The 23222-nt window shown below is 71.1% G+C and carries 18 protein-coding genes; 9 read left to right on the forward strand and 9 right to left on the reverse strand.

The features are described from left to right. Positions 1–151 precede the first annotated feature (151 nt). Entirely contained in the window at positions 152–1906 is a 1755-nt protein-coding gene (locus tag ACWGKS_RS18385; protein WP_358506685.1) for an N-acetylmuramoyl-L-alanine amidase, read from the reverse strand. Between the two features lie 158 nt (positions 1907–2064). Here ACWGKS_RS18385 and ACWGKS_RS18390 point away from each other — a divergent pair, with 158 nt between their 5' ends. After that, positions 2065–3567, forward strand: coding sequence for an NAD(P)H-hydrate dehydratase (locus ACWGKS_RS18390; protein WP_358506683.1), 1503 nt, complete (start codon positions 2065–2067; stop codon positions 3565–3567). Positions 3568–3689: 122 nt separating this feature from the next. Further along, positions 3690–4532 carry a hypothetical protein gene (locus tag ACWGKS_RS18395; protein WP_452523286.1) on the forward strand — a complete coding sequence of 281 codons (843 nt, stop codon included), beginning with the start codon at positions 3690–3692 and terminating at the stop codon, positions 4530–4532. 7 nt (positions 4533–4539) lie between these two features. On the opposite strand, the gene ACWGKS_RS18400 is transcribed toward ACWGKS_RS18395, so the two are convergent. Both ACWGKS_RS18400 and ACWGKS_RS18405 read right to left on the reverse strand, forming a co-directional pair. Next, positions 4540–5025: an NUDIX domain-containing protein gene (locus tag ACWGKS_RS18400; RefSeq protein WP_452523288.1), complete on the reverse strand. Its 486-nt coding sequence runs from the start codon at positions 5023–5025 to the stop codon at positions 4540–4542. Continuing rightward, positions 5022–5669: a TetR/AcrR family transcriptional regulator gene (locus ACWGKS_RS18405; protein ID WP_452523290.1), complete on the reverse strand. Its 648-nt coding sequence runs from the start codon at positions 5667–5669 to the stop codon at positions 5022–5024. Before ACWGKS_RS18405 ends, ACWGKS_RS18400 begins: the two co-directional genes overlap by 4 nt. A gap of 92 nt (positions 5670–5761) precedes the next feature. On the opposite strand from ACWGKS_RS18405, the gene ACWGKS_RS18410 reads away from it, so the two are divergent. The 3 genes from ACWGKS_RS18410 to ACWGKS_RS18420 are packed head-to-tail and all read left to right on the forward strand — an operon-like array spanning position 5762 to position 10365. Further along, positions 5762–6814, forward strand: coding sequence for a hypothetical protein (locus ACWGKS_RS18410; protein WP_452523292.1), 1053 nt, complete (start codon positions 5762–5764; stop codon positions 6812–6814). Further along, the gene (locus tag ACWGKS_RS18415; RefSeq protein WP_452523294.1) at positions 6811–8157 is read left to right on the forward strand and encodes an isoprenylcysteine carboxylmethyltransferase family protein; all 1347 of its coding nucleotides are present in this window, start codon (positions 6811–6813) and stop codon (positions 8155–8157) included. The genes ACWGKS_RS18410 and ACWGKS_RS18415 overlap by 4 nt, the downstream gene beginning before the upstream one ends. 27 nt (positions 8158–8184) lie before the next feature. Beyond that, the gene (locus ACWGKS_RS18420) at positions 8185–10365 is read left to right on the forward strand and encodes a PrsW family intramembrane metalloprotease (RefSeq protein ID WP_358506665.1); all 2181 of its coding nucleotides are present in this window, start codon (positions 8185–8187) and stop codon (positions 10363–10365) included. A 17-nt stretch (positions 10366–10382) separates the two neighbouring features. On the opposite strand, the gene ACWGKS_RS18425 is transcribed toward ACWGKS_RS18420, so the two are convergent. Genes ACWGKS_RS18425 through ACWGKS_RS18435 form a run of 3 tightly spaced genes read right to left on the reverse strand, consistent with a single transcriptional unit; the run spans position 10383 to position 13155 of the window. Beyond that, positions 10383–10643, reverse strand: coding sequence for a type II toxin-antitoxin system RelE family toxin (locus ACWGKS_RS18425; protein ID WP_358506662.1), 261 nt, complete (start codon positions 10641–10643; stop codon positions 10383–10385). Further along, on the reverse strand, positions 10640–10777 hold the full coding sequence (locus ACWGKS_RS18430; protein WP_358506659.1) for a hypothetical protein: 138 nt from the start codon (positions 10775–10777) through the stop codon (positions 10640–10642). The genes ACWGKS_RS18425 and ACWGKS_RS18430 overlap by 4 nt, the downstream gene beginning before the upstream one ends. Positions 10778–10803: 26 nt before the next feature. Next, a complete protein-coding gene (locus ACWGKS_RS18435) occupies positions 10804–13155 on the reverse strand; it encodes a molybdopterin-dependent oxidoreductase (RefSeq protein WP_452523297.1) in 2352 nt (783 codons plus the stop codon). A 153-nt stretch (positions 13156–13308) separates the two neighbouring features. On the opposite strand from ACWGKS_RS18435, the gene ACWGKS_RS18440 reads away from it, so the two are divergent. The 3 genes from ACWGKS_RS18440 to ACWGKS_RS18450 all read left to right on the forward strand — a co-directional run bounded on the left by ACWGKS_RS18440 (position 13309) and on the right by ACWGKS_RS18450 (position 16592). After that, the gene (locus ACWGKS_RS18440) at positions 13309–14256 is read left to right on the forward strand and encodes an HpcH/HpaI aldolase/citrate lyase family protein (RefSeq protein WP_358506653.1); all 948 of its coding nucleotides are present in this window, start codon (positions 13309–13311) and stop codon (positions 14254–14256) included. 82 nt (positions 14257–14338) lie between these two features. Next, a complete protein-coding gene (locus ACWGKS_RS18445) occupies positions 14339–15034 on the forward strand; it encodes a response regulator transcription factor (RefSeq protein ID WP_358506650.1) in 696 nt (231 codons plus the stop codon). A gap of 7 nt (positions 15035–15041) precedes the next feature. Then, positions 15042–16592: a sensor histidine kinase gene (locus ACWGKS_RS18450; RefSeq protein ID WP_452523299.1), complete on the forward strand. Its 1551-nt coding sequence runs from the start codon at positions 15042–15044 to the stop codon at positions 16590–16592. On the opposite strand, the gene ACWGKS_RS18455 is transcribed toward ACWGKS_RS18450, so the two are convergent. Beyond that, positions 16541–17815 carry a glycosyltransferase gene (locus tag ACWGKS_RS18455; protein ID WP_452456340.1) on the reverse strand — a complete coding sequence of 425 codons (1275 nt, stop codon included), beginning with the start codon at positions 17813–17815 and terminating at the stop codon, positions 16541–16543. The two genes, ACWGKS_RS18450 and ACWGKS_RS18455, sit on opposite strands and share 52 nt — an antisense overlap. 343 nt (positions 17816–18158) lie before the next feature. Continuing rightward, the gene (locus ACWGKS_RS18460; RefSeq protein ID WP_452523300.1) at positions 18159–19916 is read right to left on the reverse strand and encodes a S1C family serine protease; all 1758 of its coding nucleotides are present in this window, start codon (positions 19914–19916) and stop codon (positions 18159–18161) included. Positions 19917–20134: 218 nt separating this feature from the next. Here ACWGKS_RS18460 and ACWGKS_RS18465 point away from each other — a divergent pair, with 218 nt between their 5' ends. Beyond that, positions 20135–20740, forward strand: coding sequence for a response regulator transcription factor (locus ACWGKS_RS18465; protein ID WP_358506641.1), 606 nt, complete (start codon positions 20135–20137; stop codon positions 20738–20740). A 10-nt stretch (positions 20741–20750) separates the two neighbouring features. Here the strand turns inward: ACWGKS_RS18465 and ACWGKS_RS18470 are convergent, their stop codons facing one another. Then, positions 20751–22916, reverse strand: coding sequence for a SpoIIE family protein phosphatase (locus ACWGKS_RS18470; RefSeq protein WP_358506849.1), 2166 nt, complete (start codon positions 22914–22916; stop codon positions 20751–20753). Positions 22917–23222: the final 306 nt, after the last annotated feature.

Genomic DNA, 23222 nt, shown 5'->3' on the forward strand with positions numbered 1-23222 from the left:
GTTCGTGGACGGTGTCGTTCTCCCGGGGGGGGGTGGACGGGCGCCCGGGCAGGTCGGGCGGGCCCGGGGGGGGCCGGGGGGGGAACCGGCATGGCGGCGCCCCGGGGGGCGGGCCGGGGGCGACGCCATGGTCGAAGAAGTCGGTGCCGGGTCAGCGGGGCCAGTAGAAGACGTCGGTGGTCGCCGAGACCACCTGCGCCGTACTGTCACCGAACTGCGCCAGCCGGACGCGGACCCGTCGACCCTCCGCCAGGTTGCCCTTCCACGAGTAGGTGAAGTGGCCTTGGCCACTCTTGTGCATGGGGCTGTGCTGGGGGCGGTTGCGGGCGATCTTCCAGCCGCCGTCACCGTCGGACTCGTACTCGGTGGCGCGGATCTGCACCTCGGCGCCGGGGGTGACGCCCTCCAGGACCACCCCGACGGAGATGTCGTAGTGGGCGCCGTCGGTCTCCTCGACCCCCACGAGCGAGTAGAACTCGCCGGTCTCGCCGTCGTGCCGCCGGTCGAACGCCAGACTCACCCAGTCGCCGGGCTCCATGGACTGGGCGTCGTCCTTCTCGAACCTGCGGTGTCGGGGCATGTCGTCGTCTCCCTCTGTGTCGTCGGGGTCCTTGGCGAAGGTGCCGTCCTGTACGAGCTTGTAGGCCTTGTCTCCGGGGCAGGACGTGGAGATGAAGTCGCGGTGCCCCGAGACACTGCCCGCGATGGAGGTGTCGGGCTCCATGAGCCACTGCCGAAGGGCCCGGACGGCGTTGATCTGCTCGGGGGTGATGGGGTCCTTGGGGCCGGTGGCGAGCGTGCACGAGTAGTGGCTGGTGTTGCCGCCGGGCTGGGCGGCCTGGGCGCGGTACAGCCCTCGCCCCTCGATCACGTACCCGTGCGGGCAGGCCATGAAGGAGTTCCCGGTGAAGTACACCGTTCCCTTTCGACGGGCCAGCCACGTCCCGTCGGGGGTGGTGGGACACCAGACGGGACCGTCGTGGTCCTCCCGGGTGACGGTGACGTCCTCGGGGGCGAAGCGGTCCCGGTCGAGCAGGTCCACCCGGTTCGCGTCCCCTCCTTCGTGCCGGACGGCCGCCCTCCCGGCGAGGACGGCGGCGAACAACAAGGATTCGGCCACCGCAGGTGAGGGAGCGAGCAGCATGCCCGTCCCCTCACCGCCGCTACCGGAGGCGGACCGCAGGAACAGGTCGAGTTGCGGGCCGGTCAGGGCGGACAGGAACCCGTGCGAGGGCACCCCGTCCGGGGCGTGTTCGGTGATCTCCTCGGGGAGGGGGTCGTCGTGGCCGTCACCCGTGCGCGGTTCTCCGGCTACGCAGGCGCGCGCGAGCCGTTCCACCAGGGCATCGGGCCACTTGGCTTCGGTGGGTGGCGCCTGGCAGGGCGCGGACAGCGTGATCAGGTCCCCCGCACGCAGGGTCGCGCTGGTCGCCCACGCCCGCTCGGGTTCGCCGGCGGCGGAGGGGCGTTCGACCGGCCAGCGGTGTCGGCCGGTGGTGAGGGAGGAGTGGCCGAACCCCTCCATCCGGAGCAGCTCGCGAGGCATGGCGGGGAAGACGTTGACCGCGGTCAGCGGCTGCCAACGGGAGGTGCCACTCGTGTGGTCGAGGGTGAGGACGAGGTCGCCCATGGCGATCTCGCGGAAGGTCCGCCACCCGTTCTCGGTGAGGATCTCGGTCTCGGCGTCGACGCAGTACCCGATGTCGGCCCAGCCGCGGGAGGGGCCGGTGTGGAAGTCGCGGGTGCTGCGCCAGTAGGACAGGCAGGCGGAGTGGTCCTTGCCCGCCAGGTTCTGGTCGGCTGAGTCGTAGTGGATGACCAGGCCGGAACGGGGGTTGGCCTGGTCGGCCGGGGACGAACCCCAGCCCAGATCGGACCTGGACACGTATTTGCTCGGTCGAGGCATACCTCCATTGTCCCCATTAACGGCTTCTCTACGTGGTGAACCCGTAACAACGGGCGATATGTGCCAAAAGTCGATCGCTAGTGGGTGTGGTGGGACGGGTGTTATCCGGCTCCGGTGCGTCACGATGAGAGATCCGACCCGTCCCTCGGAGGTGCCCGGTGCTTTCAGCCCACAACGTCGACGCCGTCCGCGAGGCCGAACAGACGCTCATGGACCGTCTGCCCGAAGGCGTCCTCATGCGTCGCGCCGCCACCGGGCTGGCCGTGCACTGCTCCCGGGCGCTGCCCCGGGTGTACGGCTCCCGCGTCACCCTCCTGGTGGGCGGCGGCGACAACGGCGGCGACGCCCTGTACGCGGGGGCGGACCTGGCCGCCCGGGGTTCCCACGTGCGCGCGGTGGCCGCCGGGTCCCGACTCCACCCGGGCGGTGCGACCGCGCTGCGGCGCGCGGGCGGTCGCGTCCTGACCGTGGCGAAGGAGGGGACCCTCTCCGACGACGTGCAGACCGCGCTCTTCGACACCGACCTGATCGTCGACGGGCTCGTCGGCATCGGCGGGCGCGGGGGTCTGCGCGAACCCCACGGCGCGTTGGCCGCCCTGGCCGTGAACTCGCCGGCCCCGGTGCTCGCGGTGGACCTGCCCAGCGGTGTGGACGCCGACACTGGTGAGGTCGCCGGGCCCGCGATCGCCGCCGACGCCACGATCACCTTCGGCACGTACAAGCCGGGGCTGTTCGTCGACCCCGGCGCCGAACGGGCCGGGAGCGTCCACCTCGTCGACATCGGACTCGGACCGGAACTGCCCGGCTCCGACCTCCTCCGTCCACAGGCTGTGGACATCGCGCGGCTGTTGCCCACGCCGGGGGCGGAGTCCGACAAGTACCGCCGGGGCGTGCTCGCGGTGCGCGCCGGCTCCGACCGCTTTCCGGGCGCCGCCGTCCTGTGCGTGGGCGGGGCACTGCGCACAGGCGTGGGGATGGTCCGGTACGGCGGCGGGGAACAGGTGCTCTCCCAGGTGATCTCCCGCTGGCCGGAGACGGTCGGCGAGCGCCTGGACCCGGGAAGCGACGCCGACCTGGGCCCGGGGCGCGTCGCGGCCGTCGTGGTCGGCTCCGGGCGAGGCACCGACCCCACCGAGGTGGACGAGGTGAAGGCGTTGCTGGAGAGCGATCGGCCGGTGCTGCTCGACGCGGACGCCCTAACGTTGGTCGGCGCCGAGGAACACCTCGCCGAACTGGTCCGAGACCGTTCGGCGCACACCCTGCTGACCCCGCACGCGGGTGAGCTGGCGCGGCTGTTGCCCGACGCCGAACGTTCCGACATCGAGGCGCGCCGGCTGGAACACGTGTCGCGCGCGGCGTCGCGGTATCGGGCGACCGTGCTGTTGAAGGGTTCGACGACGCTGATCGCCCACCCGGGCGCACCGGTCGTCGCCAACCCGACGGGGACCCCGCTGCTCGCGACGGCGGGTTCGGGGGACGTGCTCTCGGGGATGGCCGGCGCGTTCCTGGCGTCGGGGCAGCACCCGCAGGAGGCCGCCCTGTGCGCCGCCTACCTGCACGGACGCGCGGCCGTGTTGGCGCGGGACGGCGCCCCGATCAGCACCTCGGACCTGTTGGACGCGCTCCCCCTCGCCCTGAGGGAGGTCCTGGAACAGAAGTGACCGCGGGGCCGGGCTTGCCGGGATCGTCCGCTGTTGTCCTGGACGTGACCCGGGATCCCTAAGGTGGGTGGCCGAAGGATCCCCCACCGGCACGGCAGTGCCCCGACCGGACAGGTCTCCCCGTGTCCTGGACCCTCCCCGTGGTGCTGTTCCTGTTCTGGGCCGTCGTCATCGCGATGGCGCTGCGCTCCGAACACCGGCGTTTCGTCGCGGCCAGAGTGCGCGTCCACGGCCCACCGCCGACCCGGGGCGATCTGCTGCGGGTGGCGTTCCTGCCCCACTCCCGGATGCGCTGGTGGGGCACGATCAGCGGACTCTTCTGCCTGTTCACCTTGTCGATAGTGACCGCTGTCGAATTCCACCACGAGGGGATACTCGCCCTGCTCTATGGGTTGGTCGGACTCGGTGGACAGACGGGGGAGGGGCGGGCGCTGCGGTCCGGGAACGGGCCGGACGGTCGCCGTGACCCGGCACGGTTCCACCCGGTGCCGGAGAGCGGAACCCTGTGGAACCCGGGGCGGGCATTCCTGGGAATCGTCATCGCGACGGTCGTATTCGGCATGACGCTGTGGTGTCTACCGAATCCGCTGTCGTCGGAGTCGCTTCACCCGGGGTGGTCGCTCGTCGCGTTCCTCGCCGCCCTGACCGTCGCGATCCTGGGCGTTTACGCGCTGCACCTGTCCCTGTCCCGGGTGCGATTGGTGGGCACGTGGATCCAGGTGGTACACCGAATCCACGTGACCTCCGTCCCCGTCGAAGCGCTGGACAGGGTCGAGGGCCGGCGGCTGCGCCTGAGGGATGGGACGGTCATCCACACCGGGGTCGACCTGGACGCCGAGCGGGTGTCCCGGTTCGCCGCCCGGCGGGCACCGGAAGGGGAACCCCGCGAGATCGAACGCAGGCGGGACATCCTGGGTGACCTGGCGCTCATCTGGGCGGGCCTCTTCGTTGCCCTGCCTCTCTGATCTTCGGTCAGGTGAGGGCGCGGGCGGCGGCCAGACCCTTCTGGACGATGTCGGCGATGAAGTAGTCGCCGGGGTCGCGTGCGTCGTGCAGCAGGTGCACCTTGGACTCGTCCACCCACATGAACTCGGTGTGCTTTCCGACCTCCAGGGTGGGACGGTTCAGGTCGCCCTCGACGCGGACCAGGTAGTCGATCTCGCGGCGGACGAGCCCGTCACCCGGGTCCCAGTCCAGGAGGCACAGCTCGGCGAGCACCTCGCTCAACCGCCATCCGGTCTCCTCGTGGACCTCGCGGGTCAGGGCGTCGAGCATGCCCTCGCCCTCCTCCACGTGCCCGCCGACCACGTCCCAACAGTGCGGGAACACCTTGCGGGTGGCCGACCTGCGCTGGGCGAAGACGTTGCCCCGCTCGTCGATGATCGCGGCCGCGGCCACCCAACGGTGACCATCGGCGGTGTCGGGGAATTCGATCCCCTCGGCGACGCGAACGCTCACTCGTGCTCCTTCTTCTCGGCGCGCCTGGGCAGGCGCAGGGTCAGTAGTCGGGCGCGGGGCGCCAGGGTTCCGGCCAGCTCGAACACGGCTTCACTGCGGGAGTGGTCCTCGTCGAGCACGGAGAACAGGTTGACCCCCAAGTAGTAGGTGATCGCGGCGTGGGCGACCTCCCGCGCGGGCAGCAACCGTCCCAGGGGGGAACCGCCCACCACACGCTCCCACTGCCCGGCGATGAAGTCGATCCATGGTTCCGAACGCCGTCGGATCTCCTCGCGCAGCTCGGGTTTGCCGACGGCGGCGGCTACCAGCTGGGTGAACTCCGTGATGTAGCCGCGCTCCAGGTCGGTCCGATAGATCCTGGTGGCGACCTCCACCAGTTCTTCGAGCGTGCGGGCGTTCGACGCGAGCTCTTCGTACATGGTCATGCGCTCGGCGCTGGAGCGATCCAACGCGGCCAGGAGCAGTTGGTCGACCCCGCCGTAGTGGTAGAAGACCAGGGCCGAGTTGGCCTCGGCGCGCGTGGCGATGGCCCGGGCCGAGGCCCCGGAGTACCCCTCTTCGCGCAGGACCTCTCCCGCCGCCGTGAGCAGGCGTTCCTTGGTCTCCTCGCTGCTTCTGCGGCCTCCGCCGCCACCTTTGGCCATGACCCTCCCTTTCGACGAGCTTCATCATACGGTTTAATCAAGTGATTAAATCGAGTGATTCAATCAGTTGGACAACCGAGAGGAGCTCCCCCATGCCGGAACCGCACGAGCCCGACGACCACCCCTCCGACGAGGAGACCGCCGCACGCTACGCCGCCGGCCATCGCGCCGTCCCCGGAACCCCGCCCAGCACGTGGTTCGAGGGGGAGGAGCGCGTGCCCGCACGCAGACCCTCCACCGCCCGCTGGATCCTCGCGGGGATCTTTGCGCTGGGCGTCTTCCCCCTCCTGGTGCTCCTACGGGTGACGAGCCTCGGTGGCCTGGACCAGACCGCCCTGTTCTACGTCGGTCTCCCCGTCGTCCTCGCCCTGATCGTGGTGCTCTCGGCCCGCCCTCAGAGCGCCGTCGGGGTGGCCATGGCCATCACCACCGTCATGCTGCTGCTCTCCGGTCCACTGCTCGGGGAAGGTCTGGTCTGCCTGGTCATCGCGGCCCCGCTGATCTACGGGCTGGTCGCCCTGATCACCTGGCTGGGCGTCGCCGTGTCCGGCCGGGATCGGTACGGCCCACATGCCTTCGTCGCCGTCCCGGTCCTGTTCGCCCTCACCCTGGAGGGGGTCACCGGGCTGTCCCTGCTGCCGAGGGACGACACCGGCACGGGTTCGGCCCTGGTCGACGCGACCCCCGAACAGGTGGCCGCCGCACTCGCCGCCCCGCCCGCCTATGAGGCCCCCGAGGCGTTCTTCCTGAGCGCGGTCCCCTTCCCCGAACCGGTCGAGGCGGTGGGGGAGGGCCTGGAGGTGGGCGAGGGCCGCCTGATCCACTTCACCCCGCGCACCACCCTGGCCCTGGACGACGAACCCACCCCGCGCACCATGGAGTTGGAGGTCACCGAGAGCCGGATCGACGACGATGGCGGTCGCGTGGTCTTCGACGTCACCGAGGACACCACCCTCGCCCGTTGGCTGGACCTGCGCACCGCCACCGCAATCTGGGAACGGGAGGGTGACGACACCAGGCTGACCTGGGAGTTCGACTACTCCCGCACCTACGACCCCTCCTGGTACTTCGGCCCGATCCAGGCCTACGCCACCGACCTGGCCGCCGCCTACCTCGCCGACACCTTCGCGGAGGCCGCCCGGTGACCCCCGAACTCCCCGCCCTGCTCGTGCGCGGCCTGGGCCTGTTCCTACCGCTCGCGGCGCTGATCGCGCTGTGCCTGTGGCGTGCCCCGACCCACCGCGAGACGGCGTCGATAATCGTGGCCTCCGCCTGGGCCCTGCTCACCCTCATCCCGCTGAACCTGTACGCGGTGCGTGCCGGCTGGTGGTCCTTCCACGCTGAAGGCGCCGTGTGGCAGGGACTGCCGGTGGACCTGACGCTGGCGTGGGTCCTGTTGTGGGGCGCCCTGCCCGCGCTGCTGCTGCGCCTGCTCCCCGTCCCCCTGATCACCGGGCTGCTGGTCTGGCTGGACATGATCCTCATGCCGCTCGCGGAACCCGTGGTGGTGCTGGGGTCGTGGTGGTTGCTCGGTGAGATCCTGGGCGCGGCGCTGTGCCTGATCCCCGCTTCGCTGCTGGCCTACTGGACCCGGCACAAGCAACTGCTCACCGCGCGGATGTGGGCCCAGTCGCTGCTCGCGTTCGGGCTGACGGTGGTCCTGCCGGTCTGCGTGTCGGCCGCTCTGGTCCGGATCGAGCCGCCCACGCCCGAGACCGCGTCCGTCCTGGTCCAACTGCTGGCCCTGGCCTGCCTGCCCGGGCTGGCCGCCGCCCGGGAGTTCGCCGCCGTGGGACGTGGCACCCCGTTGCCCTACGACCCACCCGAACGCCTGGTCACCAGCGGCCCCTACGCCTACGTGCGCAACCCGATGCAGCTCTCCATGGCGCTGGTGTACCTGGTGCTCGGCCTGCTGCATCCCGCGCTGATGATCGGAGCGGTGATCTGCTTCGCCTACGGGGCAGGGTTCGCCTCCTGGCACGAGGGCGGCCGGCTCCGCGCGGACCTCGGCTCCGCCTGGGCCGGTTACCGGGCCGGTGTGCGCCCCTGGCTGCCCCGATGGCGCCCCTGGTCGGGGCGGACCAAGGGCACCCTGTACGTGGCGATGGACTGCGGAATGTGCCGCGGGGTGGGCAATTGGGTGGCGGCCCGTCGACCCACGGCGCTGCGCATGCGCCCGGCCGCGGACCACCCGGAGGTGTTGTACCGGCTCACCTACGAAACCGCCGACGGCGCGCGCTGGAGCGGCCTCGCGGCGTTGGCCCGGGCGATGGAACATCTGCACCTGGGGTGGGCCCTGACCGGTTGGGCCCTGTCCCTGCCGGTGGTGCGGCACTTCCTGCAACTGTGCGCGGACGCCTTCGGAGCCGGACCACGCCCTTCGCGCGAGGGACCCACCGCGCATGGTCCGACCGAACCCTTCGCCGTTATGCTCGTGCCTGGCCGCCCCCGTACCGGACCACCGCCGGACTCCGGCGGCCCCACGTGATCCCCACCCCCCGGTACGAGGACACCCATGCAAGAACAGGCCATGCTCGCGCGCGATCTCGTGCTGCGCGTCTGTGCCGGACCGACCGAGTTCGACCCGCAGTGGGTCCGGGCCGGAGGCAAGGTCACCACGCCCTTCTCGGTGCCCCGGGACCGCAACCTCATCCGTGGGATCGTCGACGCGGGCCGGGCCCTGGGCGTGGAACGGCTCCTGGTCTGCCGTACCCGGGGCGAGTTCTCCTACGAACCGGTCACCGAGGTGCCGCCGCACACCGAGACCCTCGTCGACCTCATCCGGGGTTGGGGGAACGAACCCACCGACTTCCTCGTCTGCGTGGAGGACTTCTCCGCCGCCGTCCTGGTCGCCGCCAACGAACTCACCATCGCCTCCGGACCGGCCGACTTCGTCCGCGAGATCGTGGGCTCCGACATCCCCGGTGTGCGGGAGGAGTTCGCGGCCAAGGCGCAGCGCACCAAGCGCCCCGAGCTCTTGAACGCCGCCCAGCGGTACCACTGCATCGAACCCGGCGCCCGGCACGCACGGAATCGCGGGCCCGGTCCCGACCCGCACGAACGTCTGTCGCGGCGGGCCGAGCGCGCCCGCGTGCGATCCCCTCGGGCCGTACGCTCACTGCGCGCGGCGCGCGGCGGCTGGAACTGGCTCATGGTCGTGCTGCTGTTGGTGGCGCCGCTGAGCGCACCGGAGCTCGGGCCGGCCCTGCCCGCCCTGCTCCTGACCTTCGTCCTGCTGTTCCAACTGGCGTTCCTGGCGCGTTCGCGCACCGTGTCCTTCGCGACCCTGGCGCGCATGGTGGCCCTCGGGGCGCTCCTGCTGTGGCCGGTGGCCCTGCTGGAGGGGGCGATCGTGGGGCTGGTCGGTCTGGAACCGTACGACGCCCTCGGCTACACCTACGTGGCGGTCACCGTCGAGGAAGTGGCGAAGCTGTCGCCGCTGTTGGTCGTCGCCTTCCTGGCCCGTCGACGCACTCGTCGCCTGGCCTCCGTCGACTTCCTGCTGTTGGGCGCCGCCTCGGGGGCCGGGTTCCAGCTGGCCGAGCGGCTGTTCACCGAGTTCTCCGTGCCGAACACGGGCTCCACGGGCCTGTTCCTGCCCGGGGGCAGCACCATCTCCGGACCCGAGGGCGAGGTGCTGGCGATCTTCTCCGGGCACGCCGTCGTCACCGGGCTGATCGCCGGTGCCCTGGGCCTGGCCATCGTGGGGCGTCGACGTTACGGGAACTGGACGTGGCTGCTGCCGCTCCTGGCCGCCGGGCTCGTGTATCTGGAGCACCTGCACTTCAACGCGCTGCTGGCCGCCGCCACCCTGGACCCGGTCTCGACCTTCCTGCACCGCGTGCTGGGCGGCGGCGCGCTCACTCCGTGGCTGTTGTTGCTGGTCCTGGTGTTCGCGGTGGGCATGGACCACCGGCTGATCGCCTCCGCCGCCGAGACCACGCCCCCGCTGCCGGGTCGGGCTCCGCTGGCCCGGCTGCGCCGGTGGGCGCATGGACGTTCGATCTCCACGCGGGTGCGGGTGCCCGCCGACATCGCCCCGACGTTCCGGCGCACGGCCCTGGTCGGAGCGGATCTGCCGATCACCCTGGCCACCACCGTGACCGCCATCGTGCACGAGTTCGCCGCCGCCACCCGGGCCGCCCGGCGTGGTCCGGGCGCGCTCTGCGACACCCTGCGCTTCCTGCGCCGACGCCGGGCCAACGCCATGGGGGAGGCCCGGTCCCAGGGGCGGCCGTGGCGCCGTCACCCCTCCCAGGAGGAACTGGCCGGCCAGGCCCGTGAGCTGTCCTACCGTCTGGGGCTGGCGGGTACCGCCACCGGAGCCGTCGCCGTGGCGGCCGCCGCCCTGGCGGTCCTGGCCGGTGCGATGCAGTGGGGTGCCTGGAGCGCGCCGGGCCAGGCCGAACCCGCGTACGCGGTGGCGGCCTTGGACCACCTGCAGAACTGGCTGGCCCGCGCCGGCACCGGCGGGATGGTGTGGACCGCCCTGGTCGGTGTGGCCGTGCTCAGTCTGCTGTCCATGGGGAACGCGGTGCCCTACGCGCATCCCCGGATGCGCGAGTTCCTGCGCGCCCCCACCGCCAACACCGGTGTGATCCTCGGGATGCTGGCCCCCGGACAGGTGGGTTACGCGCTACCGGCCCTGGTCGGTCTGGTGCTGCCCCGCCGCGCCGACCGCCTCCTCACCCGCTGACCGCCCACGACCCGAACTTAGGCTCGGTAGGCGTCTCTGCGGTGGCGGATCGAGTGGATCTCGATCAGGTCCTTGTCCGGTCGGATCCGATAGATGACCCGGTAGGTTCCCCGCCTGGCGGCGTGCAGACCGGTAAAGGGGTCTTCGAAGGGCTTCCCCACACGCCAAGGGTTGTCCTTCAAAGGGCCGGAGATGAACTCATGGGCGGCGGACGCGACGGATTCCGGGAGCTCTTCCGTCAGTGCCCGCCGCGCGGGACTTTTGTAAGCGACCCTCACGCGGCGGAGCCCCTGTCCAAACGATGGCGCATCAGAGCGGCCATGTCCTCCTCGGTGGTGAACTCCTCGGAATCGATCGACTCGGCCAGGTCCGCTCGGGCTTCGGGATCGGAGAGGATACTCAACGTTTCCATCAGTGACTCGTACTGGGCCACGGACATCATGACGACGGCGGGCCGACGTCGGTGACGCCCACCGGAGGCTGGAAGACCCGGACCGGGGGCGGGTCGCCCTCGTAGGGCTCCACCCGGACCCTGATCAACTGCCCCGTGCAGCCCTGTCCCAGCGACGAGGTCCCCTCGTCCCGGGCCAGCGCGTTGGGGTTGCCGTGCACGCAGGTCACGTCCGCACCCGACGGGTCGTACCAAACGCCGGTGGACAGCTGCACCACGCCGGGGCGCGGAGCGTCGTCGACCACCACCCCGGCCAGACAGGAACCGCTCGGCCCCGTCACCCGCACCACGTCGCCCTCGGCGACCCCCGCGGCCTCGGCGTCCTCGGGGCGCATCCGCAGCGGAGCCCTGCCGTGGACCTTCTGCGAGGCGCTGTACCGTCCCATGTCCTGCTGGCTGTGGAAACGCTCGCGCGGCTGGTTGGCCACCAGCACCAGCGGCCACCCCGTCCCGTCCTCACCCGTGTCGGTCACGGCCGGCCCCGGCAGCCACACCGGGTGACCAGGGCAGTCCTCGTAGCCGAACGACGCGATGGTCTCCGAGTACAGCTCGATGCGCCCGCTCGGTGTCCGCAGCGGCCTGCCCTCGGGGTCCTCCCGGAAGTCGCCCATGAGCGTCTCGTCCTCGACCCGGCCCGGAATCTCGATCCGGCCCCGCTCCCAGAACCCGTCGAAGTCGGGGACCTCCAGGTCGCGGCGGGCCAGCATGGAACGCCACCGTTGGTAGGCCAGGCGCATCCACTCGCCGGAGGTGCGCCCCTCGGTGAACTCCTCCCGCACACCCAGTCGCTCGGCCAGGTCGGTGTAGGTGTCGTACTCGTCGCGTGCCCGCCCGTGTGGTGAGACCACCCGCGGCATCGCCCGCAATGCCAGGTCGCCCTGGCTGGCCGCCATGTCGTCGCGCTCCAACACGGTGGTCGCCGGGATGACGATGTCGGCGTGCCGGGCCGTGGCCGTCCAGTGCGTCTCGTGCACCACCACGGTCTCCGGCCGACCGAACGCCCGGGTCAGCCGGTTCAGGTCCTGGTGGTGGTGGAAGGGATTGCCGCCCGCCCAGTACACGAGCCGGATGTCGGGGAAGTGCTTGCGCTCTCCGTCGTAGTCGTAGGGCTCGCCCGGGTGCAACAGCATGTCCGAGACCTTGGCCACCGGGATCAGCGAGTCCACCGCGTTCGTGCCCTGTGGAAACCGAGGCAGCCCCACCGGGGTCGCGCCACCGCCGTAGTTGCCCATCGAGCCGTACCCCGAAGCGAACCCGCCGCCGGGCAGCCCCACCTGTCCCAGGCAGCACGCCAACGCGAGCCCCGCCCACAGCGGCTGTTCGCCGTACCTGGCGCGCTGCACCGACCAGCCCACGTTGATCAGGGTGCGCTTCTGCGCCATCCGGTGCGCCAACGCTCGAACGTCCTCGGCGGGCACCCCGCTCACCCGCTGCGCCCATTCGGGGGAACGCTCCACCCCGCCCGGCGCACCGTACTCGTCGCGCTCGCCCATCACGTAGGCGCGCAGCCGGTCGGCGCCGACGGTGTACCGGTCCAGGAACGCGGTGTCGGCCGACCCCTCGTCGAACAGGACGTGCATGAGCGCCAGCAGCACGGCGGTGTCGGTCCCGGGCTCCAGCGACATCCACGTGCACTTGAGGTCGGCGGAGGTGTCGTCGCGCAAGGGGGACACCGACACGAACTCCACACCGGCGTCCGAGGCCGCGCGCATCGCCGGACCCGCCGTCTGCGCCGCCCGCCCGCCGGAGGCGATCCAGGTGTTGGACACCCGCAGCCCACCGAAGCTCACCAGGAGTTCGGTGTGCTCGCGGATCCGTTCCCAGGACGGTGCGCGATGCAGCAGCCGGTTGGCGGCCGGAACGCCGATGATCCTCGGGAACAGCACCTCCACGGCCCCGTGGCTGTAGGTGGTGCGCGACCGCGTGTACCCGCCGATGGTGTTGAGGAACCGGTGCAGCTGGCTCTGCGCGTGGTGGATCCGCCCCGCGCTGCCCCACCCGTAGGAGCCGCCGAAGATCGCGGCGTTGCCGTGGCGGGTGCGTACCCGGTCCAGTTCGCCGGCGAGCAGGTCCAAAACCCTGGACCACTCCACCTCCACGTACTCGTCGTCGGGGTCGCCGCGTCGCGCGTCCGGGCCCGGGCCGTTCTCCAACCAACGGCGTCGCACCGCCGGCCGGGCCACCCGGGTGCGGTGGTGTTGGGCGTCCGGTGTGTTGGCCATCAGCGGGGACGGAGCGGGATCACGAGGATCGGGGTGCACCCCCACCACTCGGTCGTTCTCCACATCGACCCGGTAGGCACCCCAATGGGTACTGGTCGGGTACGGCTGCACGGCCATGTCGCATTCCCCCGTGTGATCCCCGGACCCGCCCTCACCGGGCCCGGCCACACTCTACGCATCACACGGTGCGATGATGAGGCCCGCGGGCCCGTACGGGATCCGTCTCACACCACGGGCCGCAGCGCACGGACGGAACGGGGAGGACACGCCATGGCAGAACCGAGGTCGCGACGGTCGGTGCTCGCGGTACCGGGGTCCAACCCCCGGTTCGTCGAGAAGGCGCGGGGGCTGGACGTCGACGCCTTCTTCCTCGACCTGGAGGACGCGGTCGCGCCCCTGGAGAAGGAGACGGCGCGCGCCACCGTGGTCGAGGCGCTCACCGAAGGTGGATGGGACGGCAAGGTCCGCTCCGTGCGGGTCAACGACATCTCCACCGAATGGGCCTACCGCGACGTCATCACCGTGGTCGAGAACGCCGGCGCGCATTTGGACACCCTGGTCCTGCCCAAGGTGACCGCCGCCCGCGACGTCCACTGGCTCGACACGCTGCTCACCCAGATCGAACGCGCCGTGCGCCTGCCCATCGGTCGGATCGGTATCGAGGCGCAGATCGAGGACGCCAAGGGCCTGGTGAACGTGGACGAGATCGCGGCCGCCTCCCCACGGTTGGAGAGCCTCGTCTACGGGCCCGCCGACTTCATGGCCTCCCTCAACATGAAGAGCCTCGTGGTCGGTGAGCAGCCGCCCGGGTACGACACCGGCGACGCCTACCACCACGTTCTCATGCGCATCCTGGTGGCCGCTCGGGCCAACGGGGTCCAGGCCATCGACGGTCCCTACCTGCAAATTCGTGACGTGGACGCGTTCCGCCGCGCCGCCGGGCGCACCTCCGCGCTCGGTTTCGACGGCAAGTGGGTGCTGCACCCGCTCCAGGTGACGGCCGCCAACGAGGTGTTCGCTCCCTCCCAGGAGGACTACGACCACGCCGAACTCATCCTCGACGCCTACGAGCACGCCACCACCGTGGACCGGCGCGGCGCCGTCATGCTGGGCGAGGAGATGCTCGACGAGGCCTCTCGGAAGATGGCGCTGGTGGTGGCCGGCAAGGGCCGCGCCGCCGGGCTGGAGCGCACCCGCGTCTTCGACCCGAACGCCTGACCAGGGCACTCGACCAGGACACCACACCCCGTTCCCGATCGCTTCTTACCGCTCTCTCACCCTGGTGCGAGAGCATGGGGGCATGGAAAGCACCGCCACCGTCCTGGTCGCCGACGACGACCGTGCCATCAGGGAGTCCCTGGAACGCGCCCTCCAACTGGAGGGGTACACGGTGCGCACCGTCGCCGACGGAGTCCAGGCCCTGGCCGCGGTCCACGCGGAACCCGTCGACCTGCTGGTCCTGGACGTCATGATGCCCGGTGTCGACGGCCTCGGGGTGGCCCGCGTACTTCGGGCCGAGCACGATCGCACGCCCATCCTCATGCTCACCGCGCGGGTCGAGACGCCCGATCGGGTGGCGGGCCTGGACGCCGGTGCCGACGACTACCTCGCCAAACCCTTCGAACTCGACGAACTCCTGGCGCGGCTGCGTGCCCTGCTGCGCCGTGCCGCTCCCGTGCCGGAGGGGGCCGACGACGAGGCGCCCCTTCGGGTGGGTGAACTGCGCCTGGACGCCCGCGCCCGGCGCGTGTGGCGCGGCGAACGCGAGGTGGAACTGTCCAAGACCGAGTTCGACCTGCTCGAACTGCTCATGCGCAACTCCGGCATCGTCCTGGACCACGCCACCATCTACGACCGCATCTGGGGTTACGACTTCGGACCGGAGTCGAAGAACCTGGCGGTCTACATCAGCTATCTGCGGCGCAAGTTGGAGGATGGCGGACCGCCGCTGATCCAGACGGTCCGAGGTGTCGGATACACGCTGCGCCAGGGGTGATCCAAGGGTGTCCGTTCCCCACAGGGAGTCCGTTCCGGAGTCACGCGTCCAAGAGGCGAGGCGGCGCAGCGTCCTGCTCAACCCGGACGACTGGCGACTGGGAACCCGCTTCGCGGTGATGTTCGCGGCGGTCGCCGCCGTCACCATCGCCCTGATCGGCATGCTCGCCTACGGCACCGCCGCCTCGCTCATCCGCGCCGACGCCGAGGGCGAGTTCGACGACGCGTTGCAGAACCTGTCCCGCCAACTGATCGTGTCCGCGCAGGAGAGCGAGGACGTACAGGAGAACCGGCTCTCCTTCCTGGCCCCGGGCAGCCTGGACGCGCAGATCCTGGGCCCCGACGGAAGCTGGGCGCGACTGCTCGCCAACCAGCACGAGATCTCCTCCTTCCACCCCACCTCCGAGGACTTGGAGCTCGCTCGGGCCGACGAACCCGGGGTGATCAGTCAGCGGGAGCTCCAGGTCCAGGACCAGGCGTATCGGGTCGGCACCGTTTCGTTGGGCGAGGGACGCGGCGCCGTCCAACTCCTCCAACAACTGTCCCCGATCGAACAGATGATCGGCCGATTGGCCACGCAGATCCTGTGGGTGGGCCTGTTCGTCGCCCTGTGCGCGGCCTCGGTCGGCTGGCTGGCGGGACACCGCGTCACCGGCCGGCTGGTCCGCCTGACCGAGGCCGCCGAGTACGTCAGTTCCACCGGCCGACTCGACCCGGTCACCACCACGCGCAACGGTCGCGGCAACGGGGGAGCCACCGACCGAGGCGCCGGTGGTCCGGGCGTGGGCCCCGAGGAACCCGGACACGACGAGGTCGGCCGTCTCACCAGCGCCTTCAACGGCATGCTCGCCCGGTTGGCCCGTTCCAAGGACGAACAGCGCCGCCTGGTGCAGGACGCCGCGCACGAACTGCGCACCCCGCTCACCAGCCTGCGCACCAACGTGCAGGTCCTGGGCCGGGTGGAACGGCTCGGCCCGGACGCGCGTCAACGGCTCTTCGACGACCTCCAAGGCGAGACCAAGGAGCTCACCGCCCTGGTCAACGAACTGGTCGGGTTGGCCACCGGCGACCACGAGGACGAGACCCGCAGCGCGGTGGCGCTCGCAGGGCTCGCCGAGCGCGTCGCCACCCGGACCCGACGCCGGACCGGCCGCGAGATCCTCGTCGATGCCGACGACAGTCTCGTTTGGGGCCGTCCCGGCGCCCTGGAACGGGCGATGTCCAACCCCGTGGAGAACTCGGCCAAGTTCGACCCCGACGGCGACGGGCCCATCGAGATCCGCGTCCGCGAGGGCGTGGTGGAGGTCCTGGACCGGGGCCCGGGCGTGGACCCCGACGAGATCCGCCACCTCTTCGAACGCTTCTACCGGGCCACCGTCGCCCGTGGCCTGCCCGGCTCCGGGCTGGGTCTGTCCATGGTGCACGAGATCGCCCGTGACCACGGGGGAGAGGTGTTCGCCCGAAACCGGGAGGGCGGCGGCACCGTCATCGGGTTCGCCCTGCCGCCCTACCGGCCGCCGGAGAACGAGGCGAGTGCCCCGACCGACGCGTCCACGTAGATGTGCGCGAAGCGGTCCAGCGAATCCTCCAACCGGTGCCGTGACGCCATGAGCCGGCTGTGCGCGCCCATGCGCGGCCGTTCCCGCTCGGTGGCCAGCACCGTTTCCACCCTGTCGGCGAGCGCGTCGGGATCGCCCGGCTCGTACAAGTAGCCGTTGCGGCCCTCCTCCACGAGGTGGGGCAGGGCCATCGCGTCGGCCGCCACCACGGGCAGCCCACTGGCCATGGCCTCCAACGTGGCGATGCTCTGCAACTCGGCGATGCCCGCGATGGTGAACACGTCCGCGCACCGGTAGACGTTCGGGAGGTCCTCGTGCGCGACGAAGCCGAGGAACCGGACCCGGCCGGCGACCCCTTCGGCCCGGGCCAGTTCCTCCGCCCTCTCGCGGTGCGCGCCCTGACCGGCCAGCACCAGCTGGACGTCGGAGGTGCGGGCCACCGCGCGCACCAGTTCGTCGACGCGCTTCTCCTCGTCCAGACGACCCACGAACAGCATCGTCGGACGGTCGGGCAGCCCGAATCGGGCGCGCAGCCGCAGACGTTCGGCGACGACGGAACCCTCCGGTGGCGGTCGGAAGCGGTCCAGGTCGATCCCGCAGGAGACCGCCTCCACCGGATGGATGAACCCCTGTTCGCGTAGCAGCCGGGCCGCGGTCGGCGTCGGTGTGGTCACGTGCTCGACCCGGCCCAGGATCCGGTTCAGGTCCCACCAGGCCAGGCGTGCGGCGTACGGGCGTAGGGACCACGGCATTCGCAGGTGGTCGAAGAGGTTCTCGGGCATGAAGTGGTTGGTGGCCACCACCGGCACGCCGTGGTCGTGTGCGGCGCCGGCCAGCATCCGGCCGACGAGGAAGTGGTTCTGGATGTGCACGGCGTCCGGCCGCAACCGGTCCAGGAGCCGGTTCAGGTGGCCGCGTACACCCGCGGGCAGGGCCAGCCGGACGCTCTCGTGCGCCAAGGAGGGCATGGACCGCAGCCGATGCTCCACCACCCCGTGCCGCTCCACCACGTGCGGCCGCCCGGTGGGCGAGGGGCATAGCAGGTGCACCTCGACACCGCGTTCGGTCAGCCCCCGGGCGAGCCGGGCGGTGAAGTAGGCGGCGCCGTTGACGTCCGGGGGGTAGGTATCGGTACCGATGAGGACCCTGGTCCGGCGGCGTCCACCTCCGGAAGGGGCCGGACGCGTCGCCGCGGGCGGGTGGGGTGCGAAGGACGTGGACATACCGGATTCTCCTGGGGCTGCGCGCGGCCTGCCGTGGTGATCACGAGTGTGGGCCATCCGTATGGCCCGTCGCCGACCTTGCGGTGAACACGGGGGCGATCCCGAAAGTGGCACACGGTCCACGGAACGATACTCTCCGTGTTCACTTCTGTCTCTCAGTTCCCAGGCGTGTGTTCAGGTCATGGCCCGTACCCGATGGCGCGGCCGGCGGTACCGCGACCACCACGAAGGGGCGGTCCGGCGACAGCCGGACCGCCCCTTCGCTTCAGGGTCGGTTTCCCGTCGACCCATGGTCCCGCCGGAGCGACGCCCCCGTCGGCCTCTGGCGGAACCAAGTCCTTCCCTAGTCCTCTTCCTCCTCGACCTCCTCGGTCGCGGACGCGGCGCTCTGCTCGCCCAGGGTGACCGTCACGTCCTCCGGGGTGTCCTCGCCCTTGGGCACCACGCCCAGGGTCACCTCGTCTCCGGGAGCCCGGGCCCGGATCTGCGCGATGAGCTGGTCGGGGGAGTCGACGGCCTCATCGTCCAGCGACACCACCACGTCGCCGGTGGACAGACCGGCGTCGGCGGCGGCCCCGCCGTCGGTGACCTCCATGATCTCCGCGCCACCACTCCGGCTCGGGGCGATGGTCGCCTGGATGGCCGGGTAGCTGGCGCTGCCCTCCTCCACCAGTTGTTCGGCGATCGGCCGGACCTGGTTGATCGGGATGGCGAAGCCCAGACCCACCGAACCGCTCTCCTGGGAGAGCCCGGCGATGGCCGTGTTGACCCCGACCACCTCGCCGGCCATGTTCACCAACGGGCCGCCGGAGTTACCGGGGTTGATCGCCGCGTCCGTCTGGATCGCGTTGATCACCGTGGAGGTCTGGCCGCCACCGCTCTCGGTGGCTCCGGTGTTCACCGGCCGGTTGAGCGCGCTGACCACACCGGTCGTGACCGTGCCGGACAGGCCCAGCGGGGAACCGATGGCGACCACGTCGCCGCCCACGCCGACCTGGTCGGAGTCGCCCAGGGTGGCCGGAGTGAGGTCGTCTCGACCCTCGGCCTGGATCACCGCGATGTCGGACACCGGGTCCACACCGAGGACTTCGGCCTCCGTGGCGCTGCCGTCGTTGAATCGGACCTGTAGGGGCCCGTTCTGGGCCTCCGCCACCACGTGCGCGTTGGTGAGGATCTGTCCGTCCGACGACAGGATCACGCCACTGCCGCCGCCCGAACCGGTCTGGATGGAGACCACGCTCGGCAGGACCTGTTCGGCGACCTCGCCGACGGCACCCTCGGTGGCGGTGCTTCCCTGCTCACCGTCGAGCGCGCTGATGGGGTCCGCCTCGGGCAGCAGGTAGGCGGTGCCCAGCGCGGCCGTGGGTCCGATGACCAGGCTGGTGACCAGGGCGGTCACCGCGGCGATTCCCACGATCTTGCCGGTGCCGCGCTTCTTGCGCTCGGACTCCGGGGGCGGGCCGAAGTGCGGTTGCCCGAACGGTCCCGGGTGCCGGGGCCCACCAGGGTGACCACCGGCCCCGAAGGCGGCGGTCTGGTGCGGCGGGCCGGCCGGGCCGGGCTGCCCCGGTGCGGCGAAGCCCCCGGTGTGCGGTCCGGCGCCGTAGTGGCCCTGCGGCGGCTGCTGTGGGTACGGCTGTTGCTGGTGCGGCTGAGGCGGAGGCATGCCGGGTCCGGGGGGTGGTCCCCCCTGGTGCGGTCCGGTGTGCGGTCCCTGCCCGTGGAAGGCGTAGGAACCATGGCCGGTGCCCTGGGGATCGGTCGCCCACCGGGGTCCCGACTCCTCGGGCGGGGAGAAGCGAGGTGCGCTCGAAGGCTCGGCCTCGGAAGCCTCGGAAGCCTCGGAAGCCTCGGAGGCCGCGGGGACTTCGGGGGCCGCCGGGGTTTCGTGAGCGGAGGGGGTCTCGGAGGCCGCAGCGGCCTCCAGCGCCTCGGAGGTCTCCGGCGCGGTCTCGTTCACCGGGGCGGGGCCGCCCGCGGTGGCGCTCTGGTCCCGGTCTTCGGAGGCGAAGGAGTCCTGGACGGGGTGGTCCTCGGCGCCGGCGGCGTGCTCGGTACCCGCGCCGGGCTCGTGGCCGTCGTTGGTTTCGTGGGGCTGCAACTCATCCTCCGTCAGATGGGACGATGTACTGACAAGCTTCATCATGTGGTGCGTGGGTTAAAAGAGGGTGAGAGCCCGCTACAGCGCGGTTTCGAGTTCTCCCGAGCCGTGACCGAGCGTCCTCGTACTCGGCCGCCTCCGTACCGAATGATCCACAATGTCCGGAACGATACCGTGCTCGCGATCCCTGACGACGCGGGCGACTGGGAAGGTCCCCCGTGATCAATCTGGTTCTCGCCGACGATGAACACCTGGTCCGTGGGGCCATCGCCGCGCTGCTCGGCCTGGAGGACGACATCGAGGTCGTCGCCGAGGTCGGCCGGGGCGACCAGGTGACCGACCTGGTCCTCGAACACGACGCGAACATCGCCGTACTGGACATCGAGATGCCCGGCGCCACCGGCCTGGAGACCGCCGCGGAGCTCAAGGAACGCGCCCCCGGCTGCGGGGTCGTCATCCTCACCAGCTTCGGGCGCCCCGGCTACCTGCGCCGAGCCCTGTCCGCGGGGGCCCGCGGGTTCCTGGCCAAGGACGCACCGGTCGAGCAGCTCGCCGGCGCCATCCGCAAGGTCCACGAGGGCGGACGTTACATCGACACCGACCTGGCCGCCGCCGCGATGGTCGGCGGGGAGAGCCCCCTGACCGACCGGGAGGGCGAGGTGCTGCGAGCCGCCGCCGACGGGGCCACCGTCGCGGCGATCGCCAAGAAGCTCCACCTCACCGAGGGCACCGTTCGCAACTACCTGTCGAACGCCATCGGCAAGACCGGCGCCGAGAACCGCATGGCGGCCATCCGAACCGCCCAGGACATGGGCTGGCTCTGAGCCCCACCGGTCACAGGAACCGCAGCACCAACATGGCGGTGTCGTCGGCGTTGCCGCCCGGGGCGTACTCCTCCAGTTCGCGCTCGATCCGGCTGATCACCGCTTGGGCGGTCAGCCCGGCGGCGTGCGAGAAGATCTCCTCCAACCCCTCGTCGCCGAGCATGTCGTTGCCACTGCGTCGCTCGGTGACGCCGTCGGTCACCGCCAGCACCACCTCGCCCGGGTGGATGTCCACGCTCTCGGTGGTGAAGCCGACGTCCTCGAACGCGCCCAGCAACGGCTGGGAGCTGCCGAACGTCTCCACCCGCCCCTTCTGGTTCAGTCGCATCGGAAGCGGGTGCCCGGCCGAGACCATGCGCACGCGCATGCCGCCGGTTCCGTCGGTGGCCGGGGTCATCTCCCCGTAGAGCATGGTGAGGAACCGGGTCGAGGTGTTCTCGTCCAGGATCGCCATGTTCAACCGCTGCATGATGTGCGCCGGGGTGAATCCCTCCCGGGCCAGGGCGCGCAGCGTGTGCCGGGCCAGACCCGTGACGGCGGCGGCCTCCGGGCCGGTGCCGCACACGTCGCCGATCGCGAAGCACCACCGGCCGCTGGCGGAGAACACGTCGTAGAAGTCGCCGCCCACCTCGCTGCGTTCGTCCGAGGGCCGGTAGTACACCGCGTGGTCGACCCCCGGGATCACCGGCTCCTTGTCCTTGGGCGGCAGCAGGCTGCGCTGCAGGGCGGTGCTCATCGATGTGTGCCGCTCGTGCAGGCGGGCGTTCTCCATCGCCGAGGCGACCCGACGGCTCAGGTCGTCGGCGACGTCCGCCTCCTCACGGGTGAAGTCGTCGCTCTCGTTCTTGCCGATGGTCATCCGACCCAGCTCCCGGCCGTGCGCGATCAGCGGGATGCTGATCGCGGGCCCTCGGGCGGGTACACGTGACCACTGCTCCTCCAGCCCTTCGGCGGCCAACTCCTGCGGGGTCCACAGGGGCTGCGGTTCACGCTGTTCCCGCGGTGGCAACGAGGTGAGCAGGGAACGCAGGATGTCGTTGAGGTTCTCGTCGCTGTGCACCACGTGGGTGAGCTTGGAGATTCCCAGTTCGTTGGTGGTGTGGATGGCGCACCAACGGCCCAGGCGCGAGGTGATGAGCTGCGCGGCCAGGGCGCCGGTCATCTTCTCGTCGAGGGTGCCGGCGAGCAGGTCGCTGGCCTCGGCGAGGAAGCTCAGCGAGGCGCGACGGCTCAACTCGACCTCGGCCAACCGGGCACGCTCGACCGGCAGCGCGATGAGGTCCGCGCCCTCCTGGAGTCGTTTGGCCGCCGCCGGACCGAAGTGGCGTGCCCGGGTGGAGGCGACCGCCAACAGGCCGGTCACCCGACCGTCGACGATCATCGGTGCCGTCACCAGTGACCGCATTCCGGCACGGGCCAGCGCGCCGCGACCGGCTCGGGCGATCATCAGGTCGTCGTTGATCACCGGTCCGGGCTCGGGCGCCGCGGACGGGAAGATCTCCTCGGTGCGCACCCGGAGCGGGCGCCAGTGCGCCCCACCGGTCAGCCCGACCGCGGTACGCACCTCCCACATGGTCTCGTCGGAGGTCGTCAACGCGATGTAGGCGGCGTCACCGCCCAACGTCGACGTGGAGTACTCCACCGTGCGTTCCAGTAGTTGCGGCAGGGTCAGGCGCGAACCCAACGCCGAGTCCAGCGCCGACCACGCGGGTGGGCGCGCGGGACGGACGGTGCCCCGACGCACCGGCGGCGACTCCAGGGACGGCGTCCCGTCGTTCTTGTCCTCTATGCGGAACCACACGGCCTTGTCGTTACGCCCGTAGCTCACGCCCCAACTGGAGGCGATGGCCGAGGCCAACGCCAGTCCCAGGCCACCGCTGCGCTGCTCCTCGGTCGAGGGGGAGGTGTCCACGGCGAGTGGACCCGCCTGCGGGACCGCCCTCTCGGGGGCCGAGTCGGTGACCATCACCTCCGTCGACCCCTCCGAGCGGCGGACGGTGACCTCCAACGCGGAGTCCGCGTGGATGACGGCATTGGTGACCAGTTCGCTGACGAGCAGGATGATGTCGTCGAACGGGTCGGGCAGACCCCAACCGAGCAGGGTGTCGTGCACGAACTCTCGGGCGGCCGCCGCCGTCTCGGGAGCGGGGGGGAACTCCCGTCGAGCTACCTTCAACGCGTCTTGTACTACCAAGCCGTCGGTGTCCTTCGTCACTGGGCGCGAATGCCGGTGCCGGCAACTGCAACGATACGCGGGTTCCACGAAGCCATGGCCGGGCCCCGCCTCACCGGGATCGTGGACGCGAGTTCGTCGACCCACCTGTGCGAAATCTCGGGGCCGGTTAGTGTAAGACGACACATCCGCTTCTTTCGGGTGGTAACTCGCGACGATAGCGTGACGGGGTGTCACCGAGGCGCGCGGCCACGCGCGCGCTCCCCGTGTCCCGTGCCCCGACCTGGTACGGGGCCGGCCCACCGTGCG

The sequence above is a fragment of the Nocardiopsis sp. NPDC055879 genome (assembly GCF_053615935.1).

What these genes read in the sequence shown, in the direction of transcription:
- ACWGKS_RS18445 (WP_358506650.1), top strand. Translation starts at nt 14,339, where the DNA reads ATGGAAAGCACCGCCACCGTCCTGGTCGCCGACGACGACCGTGCCATC.
- ACWGKS_RS18405 (WP_452523290.1), bottom strand. Translation starts at nt 5,669, where the DNA reads ATGGCCAAAGGTGGCGGCGGAGGCCGCAGAAGCAGCGAGGAGACCAAG.
- ACWGKS_RS18440 (WP_358506653.1), top strand. Translation starts at nt 13,309, where the DNA reads ATGGCAGAACCGAGGTCGCGACGGTCGGTGCTCGCGGTACCGGGGTCC.
- ACWGKS_RS18420 (WP_358506665.1), top strand. Translation starts at nt 8,185, where the DNA reads ATGCAAGAACAGGCCATGCTCGCGCGCGATCTCGTGCTGCGCGTCTGT.
- ACWGKS_RS18410 (WP_452523292.1), top strand. Translation starts at nt 5,762, where the DNA reads ATGCCGGAACCGCACGAGCCCGACGACCACCCCTCCGACGAGGAGACC.
- ACWGKS_RS18430 (WP_358506659.1), bottom strand. Translation starts at nt 10,777, where the DNA reads ATGGAAACGTTGAGTATCCTCTCCGATCCCGAAGCCCGAGCGGACCTG.
- ACWGKS_RS18385 (WP_358506685.1), bottom strand. Translation starts at nt 1,906, where the DNA reads ATGCCTCGACCGAGCAAATACGTGTCCAGGTCCGATCTGGGCTGGGGT.
- ACWGKS_RS18435 (WP_452523297.1), bottom strand. Translation starts at nt 13,155, where the DNA reads ATGGCCGTGCAGCCGTACCCGACCAGTACCCATTGGGGTGCCTACCGG.
- ACWGKS_RS18455 (WP_452456340.1), bottom strand. Translation starts at nt 17,815, where the DNA reads ATGTCCACGTCCTTCGCACCCCACCCGCCCGCGGCGACGCGTCCGGCC.